Below are 12,735 nucleotides of genomic sequence, written 5' to 3'. Positions count from 1 at the left end.
GCAGCCGGGCAACCTGGATGCCGGTCGCTGTCGCCCAGCCTGGAGGGAACGCGATGCGCAAGGCCCTGTTCGCCCTCACCGCCACCACGCTGCTGCTGCTGGCCGGCTGCACGTTCGTCACCCCGCTGCCGGGGCCCCAGCAGCCTCAACCGCAACCGCAACCGTCCCAGCCGGCCGCGACGCCGGCGCCGGCCGACGACACCACCGAGTCCGCGGAGACCACGGAGACCCCTGAGACCACGGAGACCCCGGCCCCCGAGCCCGCCGCCGAGCCGGTTGAACTCAGCACCTCGGCGACCTGCCAGGTCGACGGCGACCTGGAAGGCGCCTTCACCGAAACCGAGATGGTCGAGTACCTCAACTGCGTGGTGCCGTCGGTCGACGCCTGGCTGGACACCGTCTACGAAGACATCCCGCACCCGAATGCGTACTGGTTCATTCCCCGGGGGTACGTCGGCGAGGACTCCGCCGGCTGCGAGGTCAGCGACACGGCCGCTCAGTACTGCGTCGGCTCCGAGAACATCTATCTCGGTGAGGACAGGGTCTGGGACTACTACAAGGTGCTCGGCGATGCGTCCCTGCCGATGGCGATCGCCCACGAGGTGACGCATCACATCCAGAACGCCGCGGGGATCTGGCAGAGCATCGCCGAGGCGAACGGCAACGCCATCCCTCCCGAGGAATCGGTGCGGCTCGAGAACCAGGCCGACTGCGGTGCCGGAGCGTTCATGGCCTATCTGGCGGGGCTCGGTGTCCTGACCGAGGACGACACCAACGATCTCACCGCGGTCCTCGCCGTGATCGCATCCGTGGAAGGGGACGGACGCGATCATGGCACGATGCCGGAGCGGATGGACGCGTTCAATTCGTCATTCACGACCGACTCGGACATACCGATGGAGGAATGTGTCGGTTTCTACCCCGAGATTCCGATCCTCAACTGAGGTTCGGCCTCGACGTGAACGGAGTGCAACGGTGAGCGACAAGAAGAAGAACGGTGCCACCCACGGCGGCAAGCTCGGCCGCAAGCAGTACGAGGCCGAGCTCGCCACGCTGCAGGGAGAACTGGTCTCCCTGCAGGAGTGGGTCAAGCGCACCGGCGCCAAGCTCTGCATAGTGTTCGAGGGCCGCGACACCGCGGGCAAGGGCGGCACGATCAAGGGCATCGTCGAACGCGTCAGTCCCCGGGTGTTCCGGGTGGTTGCGCTGCCCTCTCCCACCGAACGGGAGAAAAGCCAGATGTACATCCAGCGTTACCTCGCGCACTTCCCCGCCGCCGGGGAGGTCGTGATCTTCGACCGCAGTTGGTACAACCGGGCCGGAGTGGAACGGGTGATGGGCTTCTGCACGCCCAAGCAGACCGAGGACTTTCTGCGGATGGCGCCTCTGGTGGAGCGGGCAATGGTGGACTCCGGCATCATCCTGGTCAAGTACTGGCTCGAGGTGAGCGAAGAGGAGCAGACCCGGCGGTTGGAGAGCCGGATCAACGATCCCCGCAAGACCTGGAAGCTTTCGGCGATGGACGTGGAATCCTACGGGCGCTGGTACGACTACTCCCGGGCCAGGGACGCCATGTTCCAGGCCACGGATGTCGGCGGGGCGCCCTGGTACATCGCCAACACCGACGACAAGAAGCGCGGTCGCCTCAACATCATCAGCCATCTGCTCAGCCAGGTGCCCTACGAGCCGGAACCTACCCCCGACGTGAAACTGCCCGAGCGCCAGAAGCCCGGCGACTACCAAGAACCGAAGCTGACGCTTCGGCATATTCCCACCCCGTTCTAGGTCGCCCCGTGCCGAGGAGAACGTCAGGACCAGCAGCTTCGCCGCATCCGCCGCATCCGCCGGCGTGAGCATGTACACGGCTGACCCGCACGGTCAGTGCACGCCCACCTTCAGCAGGATCATCGCGATCCCCAAGCCGGCCGTGCCCACACTGCCGAGGATGCGCACCGGCCACGGGCTCCCCCGCAGCGCGAAGGCGCTGTAGCCCAGAGCGCCGAGGATGAGCACGCCCAGCCACAGTGCGGTCCACACCGCCACATCATCGGGCACGACGCGCAACGCCCCGAGCAGCAGCACGATCGACGGTGGAACCGCCGAGGTGAGAAACCCCAGGGAGTGCCGGAGGGAAAGCCGCAGGGCGGTGCCCATGCTCGGATCCTCCGCCTTCTTCACGCCGTATTCGACCAGTGCGCCGGCGTACACGTGCGCGGCCCAGAACACGATGACAGTGCCGATCACCCCGAGGAACGTCTGCCAGGAGGTGGCCCCGTAGCCGCCGGCGACCACGATCATGCCGCTCACCAGAATCGTGCCGTAGACCGATGCCTCGGTCACGAAGCCGCCGAGGAACCGGCGGCTGACCGGTGCGGGCCGACTCATCCGAGGCCTCCTGTCGTTGCCCACCGACCGTGATCGAGGCGGTGGCAGCGACAGTATCCCTTCTGCGGCGAACGCGCACCCAACGCCCGCGAGCCGTGAGATGAGCCCCGAAAACCCGAGGTTTTTGGGGTTCTGCTCACGGCTCGCGGGTCAACGTTGGCGCTTGGCCCGTCGGCGCTCCCGCCAGGTCATCGCCGCCAGTGCCGCGGCCTCGCGGTCGCGGGCCACCTCCTGTTCGAGCCTCTTTGCCTCCCGCCGGTCCTGCCAGCGCGCCAGTTCCGCATCCACGTCCCGCAGCGCGGTGACGACGGGCGGGCCGCCGCGAAGCTGCCGGCGGGCCTCGATCACGCGCCGGTTGAAGTCCTCCAGGAGGTCACGCACCTGCGATGCCGAGAACACGCCATCCAGGCGGGCGTCGAGGCCGGCATCCTCGGAGCGCAGCGTGAGCGCGGGCGGGCCGAGCCCAGTGATCTGCTCGCGCTCGATCTTCTGGCGGATCCACCAGTCCGGGTCGTACGGGGCGGCGAGCCCCGGGATCGGTTTGCCGGTGCCCGGGAGGTTGTCGAAGTCGCCGCGGCGCATCGCCTGCTGGATCGAGATCTCCACGTACTGGGCGCGGGCATCCATCATCGACTGACCGGCCTCGTTGGTGTCCGGCTCGGTCGTCTCCGGACGGTCGGCGGCGGGAATCTCGCGGTTGATCTTGTACCGCGCCACGTTCAGCGGGGTATCGCTGGGTTCGCGTGAGCCAGTCATGAAACCAGCCTAGGTTGTTCGAGAAGGGAGCACAGATGGATTCGTCGGAGAACATCCGCATCACGGTCGGCGACGGCGAGGTGTCGGCCGTGTTCGCCGGGCCTGCCGACCCGGGTGCCACGCTCGTGGTGGCTCCGGGCGCCGGGTCGAGCTTCGACCATCCATTCCTCGTCGGGTTCACCCGGGCGCTGAATGAGGCGGGGATGGCGACCCTTCGGTTCAACTTCCCCTACCGGGAGGCCGGCCGAAAGCTCCCCGACCGGGCCCCGACGGCGATTGCCGCGTGGCGGGCGGCCCTGGCGGTTGCGGAGCTCCGCTCCCCCGGACTTCCGGTCTGGGCGTCCGGCAAGTCCTTCGGCGGGCGGATGGCGTCGATGGCTGTCGCTGCCGGCATGCCGGCAGCGGGGCTGGTCTTTCTCGGCTACCCGTTGCATCCGCCCGGCAAGCCCGAGAAGCTGCGCGACGAACACCTCTACGGGATCGACCTGCCGATGCTGTTCGTGCAGGGCACCCGCGACCCGTTCGGCAGCCCGGCCGAACTCGGCCCGGTGGTGGCCAAAATCGGCGCCCGCGCAACATTGCGGTGGATCGACGATGCGAACCATTCCTTCGAAGTGCGGGGCGCCAAGCGCCCGCCCACCGAGGTGGGCGCCTCGCTAGCACCGCTCGTGGCCGAGTTCGTGCGCGGCAGCGACCTGACGGCTCGGCCCGGGCCGACGGGCTGAACTCCTCGTCCCGGGGCGACCGCCGGGGCCTGCTCCGTGGGGAGGGGGGCTACTCGGCGGAGGGCCGCCGGCGCTGCTGCTTCGTGGCGGAGCGCTGCTGCTTGGCCGCGAGGTGGCGCCGGCCGGAGCCCTTGGTGGGTTTGGTGACCCGACGGCGGGCCGCATCTGGGGCCAGGCCCGCGGTCACGAGATCGGCGAGCTTCACGAGCGCGATCTCCCGGTTGCGCAGCTGGGAGCGCTGCTCGGACGCGGCGATCGTGACGACCCCGGCGATCAGGCGCCGATCCAGGCGGCTGAGCAGCAAAGCCCGCTGGTCCTCCGTGAGCACCGCGGACTCCGCGACGTTCCAGGACACCTCGACACGGCTGTCCGAGGTGTTGACGTGCTGTCCGCCGGGCCCGGACGACCGGGAGAACCGCCAGGCGAGTTCCGACGCCGGAATCGTGAGCGCGGGCGACACCTCCAGATCCATACCCCAAGGGTCCCACGATCCGGGTGCGGCTGGAGCCAGCGCCGGCCGCCGTCGTCAGAACTGGGTCGTCAGAACAGCGGCCAGGGCACCGCGGGCATCTCGCCCTCCGGGCCGGGGAACCGGCCTTCGCTGCGCAACCGGTCGCAGCGGGCGGCCAGCGCCGCCAGCTCGGCGGGGGTGAGCAACGCGGCGAGGGTGTCGCCGAGGTCACCGGCCAACTGGGCGCGCACCCGGTCGACGCCGGCCAGTTCATCGTCGCTGAGGTCGTCGCCGATCCAGCCCCAGAGCACCGTGCGCAGTTTGTGCTCGGCGTGGAAGGTGAGGCCGTGGTCCACCCCGTGCCTGTGCCCGTCGGGCATCGCGAGGATGTGGTCGCCCTTGCGGTCGGCGTTGTTCACGACGATGTCGAACACGGCCATCCGGCGAAGCGCAGCGGAATCCTCGTGGATGAGCGCGACCCGGCGGTTGTTCCCGTCCTCCCCCTCGAGCACCTGCCGCCAGCCGTCCGCGGGCACCTCCTCGGCCGGGACCAGGTCCACGGCGTCCTGCTCGGGGTCGGCGTCCTGCCACAGCTGGGTCATCCCCGGGCCCATCGGGCCGTCGCGCAGCCACGTGCGCGGCACCACGTTCCAGCCGAACGCCTCCGACACCAGGTAGGCCGCGGCCTCGCGGCTGGCGAGGTCGCCATCGGGAAAGTCCCAGAGCGGGTTCTCGCCGGCGATCGGTTTGTAGACCACCGTGACCCCCGCGATCTCGCCGAGGAAGGTGGCGTTGGAGGCCGTCGTGATCCGGCCCGTGAGTTCGAGCTCACCGTCGAGGAGGTCGGCGTCCGGCATGCTCACACGCCGGGGAGGATGCAGGTGTGCCCGTCCGGGTCGATGGGCTCGCCGCAGAGCGGGCAGAGCGGCCGGCCGGCGCCCACCACCTCGCGGGTGCGCCTGGCGAACGCCCGCGCGGTGCCCACGGGCATCCGCACCACCAGGGTCTCCCCCGGTTCGAGCGTCTCCGGGTCGAACTCCGGGCTCTCCTCGTCGTACCAGTGCGCCTCGAGAACGACCTGCACCGTCGACGGGTCCCAGCCCAGGCTCATGGCCGCGGTGCGGAACTCCTCGTCGACGGGTTGCTCAAGCGGGTCGTTGTCGACGAGTTCGATGGGCGTGCCCTTGGGGATGCTGAACGGGTTGCCCTCGTAGGCGATCAGCTGGTCGAGGATCTCGTCGATCTTCTCCGCGAGCAGCGCCGATTGTTGCTTCTCCAGCGCGATGCTGACGATCCGGGCACCGGTGCGCACCTGCAGGTAGAAAGTGCGGGAACCGGGCAGACCGACCGTGCCGATGACGACCCGATCCGGCCAGGCGAACTCATGGACGATTGTAGGCATGGAGGTATTTTAGGCGCGCGCGGCGTGCTGCGGCTGATGTCCGGCACCACCGCCGACCGGCGCGTCGGCCGCCGGGCCCGCGGCGGCGAGCCAGGAGAGGTCGCCGGCGTCGGTGTTCGTGGCGTGCACTGTGGGCCGGCTATTGCCGTAACGCACGATCGAGACGGATGCCGGGCCCACGTTGATGCGCTGGAACAGGTCCAGGTGCATGCCGAGCGCATCCGCCAGGATCGACTTGATGATGTCCCCGTGGCTCACCGCCACCCACACCGCTCCCGGCCCGTGCTGCGCCTCGAAGGCCGCGTCGTGCCGGCGGATCGCGGCGACCGAGCGAGACTGCATGGTGGCCATCGCCTCACCGTTGGGGAAGGTGACGGCGGACGGCTGGGTCTGCACGACGGGCCAGAGCGCTTCGGTGGCGAGGTCGCTGAGGGTGCGGCCCTGCCAGTCGCCGTAGTCGCATTCGGTGAGGTCGTCCTCCACCGGCGTCACCGGGGAGCCCGTCTGCAGGTCGAGGATCAGCTGCGCGGTCTGCCGGCAGCGCTCGAGCGGGCTGGACACCACGCCCACCAGCGGCACCGCGGCCAGCCGGGAGCCTGCGGACGCGGCCTGATCACGGCCGATCTCATCGAGCAGCACTCCGGCGGTACGGCCGGCGAGTAGGCCAGAGGCGTTGGCGGTGGTGCGGCCGTGCCGCACGAGGATGACTGTGGCCATGGCTACAGCCTAGACAGCCGACCGCGCCGCACGCATCCGCCCCGCACGCACCCCCCAAGACGGTCGCACGGTTAGGAGGCGATCGTGAGCGATGTCCGCCCGTCGCTGCTCAGCGGTGGAGTGGAAACTGAATCCATCGATCTGCAATACCAGTCGCTCGCCGATGAGCCCGTCTACTCGGTGCCCGTCGAGCATCACCCGCTGGCTCACCCGGATGCCGATGAAGGCCAGCCGAGACACGGGCAGCGTCTCCAGACCCGAATCGGCCAGCCCCGATGCGACGTCTCGCACGGCGCGGGCCGCGGCACTGCGCAGGTGCAGCCTCGCGAGCGAGTGCTGGGTCACGAGCTTCTTATTCAGGGCGGAGTCCCACACGACGAGTGCGTTTTCGAAGGGTTGGCACTCGGCAATGTGCACGAGCGCGTTCTCCACCGGTTCCACCAGCGCGAACCGGGCACCCGGCATCGGTCCGGCACTCCAATGCACCCGCAGGGTGTCGGATGCCGGCACCGCCCTGTTTCTGGGGATGCTCACGTGGTTCATCCCGTCAGAGAGGTGCCACAACTCGAGTCGCCGGGCGAGGCTGAGGCAGGCAACCCGGCCGCCGAGCACCGCCGCGGCGCGCAGATCCGCTGGCGCCGTCGGCATGGCCAGCCAGTCGCGCCGGATCCGGGTGCAGACACCGCCGGCAATGCCCTGCCGAATGGCATAGCGGGTGAAGCCCGCCCGCAGGGCCTGTTCCGAATGAGCAATACCCCCGTGCTGGGACAGCCAGATGCTGAGTTCCATTCGCCCAGTGTCGTGCCGGCCCACGCCCCCTCGGCGAGAACGTTGCCGGCTGTGGATACGTGCCCGGCTCGCGCCCCTGTGCAGAACTCGCGAGGCGCCTAGCCGAGAATTGCCAACCCGCGTACGGTCGCTCCATGGCGAACATCATCGAGAATCTGGTGCAATCGGTGCCCTCCTGGGGCGCGAAATTGGCGTACGGCGAACGCACAACGGTGGACGGCCATGAGCTTGTCCCCGTCGCCCTCGTCGGCTTCGGCTTCGGCGGGGGCGAAGGGTCCAGCGAGCTGCCCGACGGCGGCCTGGGCCCGACGGGCATGGGCGGCGGTGAGGGCAGCGGTGGCGGAGGCGGCGGCTACGCGGTTCCGATCGGCGCCTACGTGGGAGGCCCCGACGGCCTGCGCTTCCGTCCCAACCGCATCGCCCTGATGGTGGTGGCCGTGCCCGTGGTGACCGCCGCCGGAATGGCGCTCGCGCAGATCATTCGCGCATTCCGGGGCGGCGCACCCACCTGATCGGGCGGGCTGGCTAGGCGGCCGGGTTGAGCGCCGCGATGGTCGCCGCGTAGCGACCCTCCACCTCGGCGAAGCGCAGGAACTTCACGGTCTCGACCAGGATCTCCTGGGCGTCGGGCTGGGTTTCCAGCAACGCCATGACCTCGTCGGCGAAGGCGTCGAGGGGCATGAAGTGCTCGTTCACCGAGTTGCCGACCATGAGTTCGGTTTGCACAGCCGGCGGCACGAGTTCGATGACCTGAACAGAGGTGCCCGCCAGCTGCATCCGAATCGTCTCGCTGTACTGGTGGATGAAGGCCTTGGTGCCGTTGTAGGTCGGGGTGAAGGCCAGCGGCGTGAAGGCCAAGCCGGACGAGACCGTCATGAGGGTGGCGGCGGGGCGGGTCTGCAGGTGATCGATGAATGCCGAGATCAGACGCAGCGGTCCGTTGATGTTGGTGTCGACGATGCGCTCGGCCTCCACCAGGAAGGTGGCGCCGCGTACGTCTTCGGCGTTCATCACCCCGGCCATGGCTACGAGCACGTTCAGGTCGCTGTGCTCGGCGAGCACCCGATCGCGGGCGGCCAGCACGGAGGCCGGGTCGGTGGTGTCGATGGTGACGGTCGAGAGGCCGTGCTCGGCGGCGAGGCCTTCGAGCACGTCGGTGCGGCGTCCGCCGATCACGACAGTGTTGCCGGCGGCCTGCAGTCGCAGGGCCAGGGCGAGGCCGATGCCCGACGTGGCGCCGGGGATGAAAATGGTGTTTCCGGTGATGTTCATGTCTCGAGTGTGCGCGGCGACCACCGGATGCGGGAGAGGAGCCGTTGTCGTAGGACTGCCGGTCCCTGGAGAGGAGCGCGTTCGTGACGGATGATGGAGGCATGGACCACGCAGCCCTCGCCGCTTTTCTCCGCTCCCGCCGGAACGGGCTCCGCCCCGAAGACGTCGGCCTGCCAGAGGGACCGCGACGCCTGGTGCCGGGCCTCCGCCGCGAGGAGGTCGCCGCGCTGGCCGGGATGTCCGCGGACTACTACGTGCGGATGGAGCAGGCCCGCAGCCCACAACCATCCGAACAGATGCTGGCGGCGCTGGCCCGGGCACTGCGGCTGAGCAACGACGAGCGTGACTACCTGTACCGTCTCGCCGGCCACAACGTGCCCGCGCGCACCCCTATGGACACGCACGTCGCCCCCACCCTCCTGCGGGTCTTCGACCGGCTCGACGAGACCCCGGCGCTCATTCTCTCCAGCCTCGGCGAGACCCTGGCGCAGAACTGGCTGGGCGCCGCGCTCCTCGGCGACCATTCCCGGCACACCGGGCTGGCGCGCAGCAGCGTCTACCGCTGGTTCACCGACCCCGCCGAGCAGGAGATCTACCCTCTTGCCGACCGGCTCCGGCAGGGCCGGGCCCAGGTGGCCGGCCTGCGAGCGGCCTTCGGAGCCGCCGGCCAACGCTCCCGCGCGGGCACTCTGGTGCGGGAACTGACCAAGGTGAGCCCCGAGTTCACCGAGATCTGGGAACGGCACGATGTCGCCACCCGCTTCCAAGACCACAAGACCCTGATCCATCCCGAACTGGGTGCCATCGAACTCGACTGCCAGACCCTGTACACCGAGGACCAGGGCCAGGCGCTGCTCATCCTCACCGCGGCGCCGCGGAGCAAGGGCGCCGAGAAGCTGGCGCTCCTGGCCGTGCTCGGCCACCAGCGGTTCGCCTCGGCGACCCTCGCCGACGGGCCGGCTGCCGACTAGCGCCGCCGAGCGTCCGTCACACCCGGCGCCCTGGTCGGGCGGCATTCACGCCAAGGAAAAAGGACGGCGAGACGGATGGCCGAGTCGTGATCCTGATGACGGCCGTCGTCCCCGCATCACGGCGTAGTGCCCGGTCGTCGCAGCGTTCAGGACCGGGAATCAGCAGTGTGCGGATCTGTTCGGCCCGGAGCATCCCGGCCGCTGAGGTCGCCGGGCATCCGCTTCGGACCTGACGGCAACAGCAATGACCCGGGGTGGGTGCGCTCCCGTCGGGGCGAACCGGTCGCGATGACGGCACAGACGAATTCCTTCACCACCGCCCCGGCCCGACCGGTGAGGCGGATCGGCCGGGGTTGGTCGGCCTTGGTGAGCAGTTGGATGATCCCCCTTCTGCGGCCGATGCTGATGCACTGGGCAGCGAAACCGATATCGAGCTTCGTCAGGGGTTTTCCGCGCAGTCCCGCCAGAACGTTATCGGCGGCGTGGCCGCCGAGGGGCATCGCGACGGCGCAGCCCATTCGCAGGTGCGCAGCCACGGACGGCGGCGGACGCACGGCGTCGCCGGCCCCGAAGATCTCCGGGTGCTCGACCGCCCGGAGTTCGTCGTCGACCAGCAGCCGGCCGATCGGGTCCACGGCGAGCCCGCTGCGCCGGGCGAGGTCGGGCACGGCGAATGAGGCGGTCCAGACGGTGACCTCGCTGGGAACCCGCGTGCCGTCGGCGAGCTCCACGGCGTCGGACAGAACCCGTACGGCACCGTTTCCCTCCAGAACAGTGACCCCGAGCCTCGCCAGCGACCGTGCAACGTACCGGCGGGATGCCACGGGGAGATGCGCGAGCACGGTGCCCCGGGACACCAGGGTGACCGACGCGGACGGGTACTGTTCGGCGAACTCGGCGGCGGCCTCGACCCCCGTCGCCCCGCCGCCGACCACGACGACGCGTTGATCGTGCGGGCCGGTGGCGAGCGCACGGCGCGCGGTCTCCGCGCCGTCCGGGTTGCCGAGCAGGTGCGCGAAGTCGCCCACTCCGGGTGCTCCGAGCGCGGCGACGCTCCCCACGGCATAGACCAGGGTGTCATAGGGCTCGCTCGTGATCCCGCTGCCCGCCGCCGCGTTGCTCGTCAGCACGGAGAGCAGCCGGCCGGGAGCGTCGATCTGCAGCACCGTTCCCAAGACGATCTCGATACGCTCGTGCAGCATCTCGCCCAGCGGAATCGCGGCGCTGCTGCGTACGCCGGCGGCCACCTCGTGCAGGCGCACGCGTTCGATGAAATCGGCGCGGGGGTTCACCAGCGTGACGCGCACACGTCGGGCCTCGGCAGCCGTCAGGGACGCTTGCACCCGGTTGGCCGCCAGGATGCCTGCATAGCCGGCTCCGATCACGACAACCCGGTGTTCGACACAGGTGCTCATTCGGTCTCCTTCTCGGAACGGGATTTCGTCAGCGGGGTACATCAGAGGGCTTCTTCAGTACTGACCGGCTGCACCGCCAGATCGTGACACGGTGCCAACGCCGAGTGCCGAGCGGGTGCTAAATTGACGACCGAAAACGCTACACCGAGCAGAGGATGCCGATGGGAACGCCCAGTCGCGACGCCACCACAGCGGAACTGGCTGAGCTGGCTACCGGGTTCGAGTCAATGCGGCCACGGCTGTTCGGCATCGCCTACCGCATGCTCGGCAGTGCCGTTGAGGCCGAAGACGTGCTGCAGGATGCCTGGATCAAATGGCAGACCACCGACCGGTCTGCCATCCGCAGCCATGCCGCGTTCTTGACGACCATGACAACCCGCCTGGCGATCAACGTGGCGACATCGGCGCGGGTTCGCCGCGAGACCTACATCGGCCCGTGGCTTCCGGAGCCGGTTCTCACCGGCACCGACCCGGAACTGGGTGCGGAGAACACGGAAGCCCTCGAGATCGGTCTTCTGCTCTTGATGGAACGTTTGACGCCGAAGGAGCGCGCGGTTTATCTGTTGCACGAGGCCTTCGACTACAGCTTCAGCGACATCGCCGCGGTGATCGAGACGACCGAGGCCAACGCCCGCCAGCTCGCCCGGCGCGCCCGCCTGCACCTCCAGGACCACAGCGACACCCGGGTGAGCGTCGCGCAGAAGAACCGTCTGCTCCGCTCCTTCCTCGCCGCTGCCCAGGCCGGCGACTTGGCGGGCCTGCAGACCCTCTTGGCCGACGACATCATCATCTACTCGGATGGCGGTGGCATCGTGTCCGCCGCCCGCCGGCCGGTCGAAGGGCGCGATCGGGTCGGACGGTTCCTGCTCGGCACCGTTCAGAAGCTGCAGCCGGGTGCCCAGCTCGACATCACCGCCGTCAACGGCGCCGATGCCTTTGTGATTCGCCAGCACGGCGAGCCCTATCTTGTGGGCTCCCTCGGTGTCTCCGCCGAAGGTATCCACCGGATCTTCTTCGTCCTCAACCCCGAGAAGCTCGGCGCCGTGCGCTCGGTCCCAAACGAATCATGGGCACCGGCCGTAGGCTGAAGTCCTGCGAGGAACAGGAGACTGCGATGGCCCAGACAACGGTGACCGGCCAGACGGTGCTCGGGCAGAAGGCGACCGGCCAGACGCTCGCCGAGGTGATGGCCGAGGTGATGGCCGAGCTGGCCGCGCTCGAAGACCCGAAGTTCCGTGCGATCAACGCCAACCACGGTGATGACCACGGTGTGAACCTCACCCAGCTGCGCGCGCTCGCCAAGCGCCTCAAGACCCAGCAGGAGCTGGCTCGGGACCTGTGGGGCACCGGTGATACGGCGGCGCGGCTGCTGGCCATCCTGATCTGCCGCCCCAAGTTGTTCGACAGTGACGAGCTGGATGCCATGCTGCGCGAGGCGCGCACCCCCAAGGTGCAGGACTGGCTCGTGAACTACGTAGTGAAGAAGAACCCGCATGTCGAGGAGCTCCGGGCGGTTTGGTTCGCCGACACCGACCCCGTGGTCGCCAGCGCCGGCTGGGCTCTGACCACCGAACGCGTGGCCAAGTCCCCCGAGGGCCTTGATCGTGCCGGGCTGCTCGACCTCATCGAGGCCGAGATGAAGGATGCCCCGGAGCGGTTGCAATGGGCCATGAACCACTGCCTCGCCCAGATCGGGATTGAGCACCCCGAGTTTCGCGAGCGTGCCCTGGCCATCGGCGAGCGGCTGGAGGTGCTCAAGGACTACCCGACTCCGCCGGGCTGCACCTCGCCGTTCGCGCCCATCTGGATCACCGAGATGGTGAGCCGGCAGAGGGCCTGACGACAGTCGCCG

The 12,735-nt window shown here is 69.2% G+C and carries 16 protein-coding genes; 7 read left to right on the top strand and 9 right to left on the bottom strand.

Annotated features, from left to right (window positions below; genetic code table 11):
• Positions 1–53 precede the first annotated feature (53 nt).
• Both BJQ94_RS07115 and ppk2 read left to right on the top strand, forming a co-directional pair.
• A complete protein-coding gene (locus tag BJQ94_RS07115; RefSeq protein ID WP_265399911.1) occupies positions 54–944 on the top strand; it encodes a neutral zinc metallopeptidase in 891 nt (296 codons plus the stop codon).
• Positions 945–975: 31 nt separating this feature from the next.
• Entirely contained in the window at positions 976–1,785 is an 810-nt protein-coding gene (gene ppk2, locus BJQ94_RS07110) for a polyphosphate kinase 2 (protein ID WP_265399910.1), read from the top strand.
• A 93-nt stretch (positions 1,786–1,878) separates the two neighbouring features.
• Here the strand turns inward: ppk2 and BJQ94_RS07105 are convergent, their stop codons facing one another.
• Positions 1,879–2,385: a hypothetical protein gene (locus BJQ94_RS07105; protein WP_265399909.1), complete on the bottom strand. Its 507-nt coding sequence runs from the start codon at positions 2,383–2,385 to the stop codon at positions 1,879–1,881.
• A gap of 150 nt (positions 2,386–2,535) precedes the next feature.
• Entirely contained in the window at positions 2,536–3,141 is a 606-nt protein-coding gene (locus BJQ94_RS07100) for a DUF1992 domain-containing protein (RefSeq protein WP_265399908.1), read from the bottom strand.
• Positions 3,142–3,176: 35 nt separating this feature from the next.
• Between BJQ94_RS07100 and BJQ94_RS07095 the strand changes: the two genes are divergently transcribed.
• Complete coding sequence (locus BJQ94_RS07095) at positions 3,177–3,866, top strand: alpha/beta family hydrolase (protein WP_265399907.1); 690 nt, start codon at positions 3,177–3,179, stop codon at positions 3,864–3,866.
• 49 nt (positions 3,867–3,915) lie between these two features.
• Here the strand turns inward: BJQ94_RS07095 and arfB are convergent, their stop codons facing one another.
• The 5 genes from arfB to BJQ94_RS07070 form a co-directional block, all read right to left on the bottom strand.
• Positions 3,916–4,338 carry an alternative ribosome rescue aminoacyl-tRNA hydrolase ArfB gene (arfB, locus tag BJQ94_RS07090; protein WP_265399906.1) on the bottom strand — a complete coding sequence of 141 codons (423 nt, stop codon included), beginning with the start codon at positions 4,336–4,338 and terminating at the stop codon, positions 3,916–3,918.
• 68 nt (positions 4,339–4,406) lie between these two features.
• Complete coding sequence (locus tag BJQ94_RS07085) at positions 4,407–5,174, bottom strand: SCO1664 family protein (RefSeq protein WP_265399928.1); 768 nt, start codon at positions 5,172–5,174, stop codon at positions 4,407–4,409.
• A 2-nt stretch (positions 5,175–5,176) separates the two neighbouring features.
• The gene (locus tag BJQ94_RS07080; RefSeq protein ID WP_265399905.1) at positions 5,177–5,719 is read right to left on the bottom strand and encodes a DUF3090 domain-containing protein; all 543 of its coding nucleotides are present in this window, start codon (positions 5,717–5,719) and stop codon (positions 5,177–5,179) included.
• Positions 5,720–5,728: 9 nt separating this feature from the next.
• A complete protein-coding gene (locus BJQ94_RS07075) occupies positions 5,729–6,436 on the bottom strand; it encodes a histidine phosphatase family protein (protein ID WP_265399904.1) in 708 nt (235 codons plus the stop codon).
• A gap of 9 nt (positions 6,437–6,445) precedes the next feature.
• Complete coding sequence (locus BJQ94_RS07070; RefSeq protein WP_265399903.1) at positions 6,446–7,225, bottom strand: DNA helicase; 780 nt, start codon at positions 7,223–7,225, stop codon at positions 6,446–6,448.
• Between the two features lie 134 nt (positions 7,226–7,359).
• Between BJQ94_RS07070 and BJQ94_RS07065 the strand changes: the two genes are divergently transcribed.
• Positions 7,360–7,737 carry a hypothetical protein gene (locus BJQ94_RS07065; RefSeq protein WP_265399902.1) on the top strand — a complete coding sequence of 126 codons (378 nt, stop codon included), beginning with the start codon at positions 7,360–7,362 and terminating at the stop codon, positions 7,735–7,737.
• A gap of 13 nt (positions 7,738–7,750) precedes the next feature.
• Here BJQ94_RS07065 and BJQ94_RS07060 read toward each other — a convergent pair whose 3' ends face one another.
• Positions 7,751–8,497: an SDR family NAD(P)-dependent oxidoreductase gene (locus BJQ94_RS07060; protein WP_265399901.1), complete on the bottom strand. Its 747-nt coding sequence runs from the start codon at positions 8,495–8,497 to the stop codon at positions 7,751–7,753.
• Positions 8,498–8,598: 101 nt separating this feature from the next.
• On the opposite strand from BJQ94_RS07060, the gene BJQ94_RS07055 reads away from it, so the two are divergent.
• Positions 8,599–9,468, top strand: a complete 870-nt coding sequence (locus BJQ94_RS07055; protein ID WP_265399900.1) for a helix-turn-helix domain-containing protein — start codon at positions 8,599–8,601, stop codon at positions 9,466–9,468.
• Between the two features lie 146 nt (positions 9,469–9,614).
• On the opposite strand, the gene BJQ94_RS07050 is transcribed toward BJQ94_RS07055, so the two are convergent.
• A complete protein-coding gene (locus BJQ94_RS07050; RefSeq protein ID WP_265399899.1) occupies positions 9,615–10,883 on the bottom strand; it encodes an FAD-dependent oxidoreductase in 1,269 nt (422 codons plus the stop codon).
• Positions 10,884–11,044: 161 nt separating this feature from the next.
• Between BJQ94_RS07050 and BJQ94_RS07045 the strand changes: the two genes are divergently transcribed.
• Together BJQ94_RS07045 and BJQ94_RS07040 are read left to right on the top strand one after the other, a co-directional pair.
• Positions 11,045–11,971, top strand: a complete 927-nt coding sequence (locus tag BJQ94_RS07045; RefSeq protein ID WP_265399898.1) for an RNA polymerase sigma-70 factor — start codon at positions 11,045–11,047, stop codon at positions 11,969–11,971.
• Positions 11,972–11,997: 26 nt separating this feature from the next.
• A complete protein-coding gene (locus tag BJQ94_RS07040) occupies positions 11,998–12,723 on the top strand; it encodes a DNA alkylation repair protein (protein WP_265399897.1) in 726 nt (241 codons plus the stop codon).
• Positions 12,724–12,735: the final 12 nt, after the last annotated feature.

Origin of the sequence: Cryobacterium sp. SO2, from assembly GCF_026151165.2 — a bacterium.
Lineage (GTDB): Bacteria > Actinomycetota > Actinomycetes > Actinomycetales > Microbacteriaceae > Cryobacterium.
The sequence above is the reverse complement of the archived record's forward strand: the minus strand, read 5'-3'. Positions and strand labels throughout refer to the sequence as shown.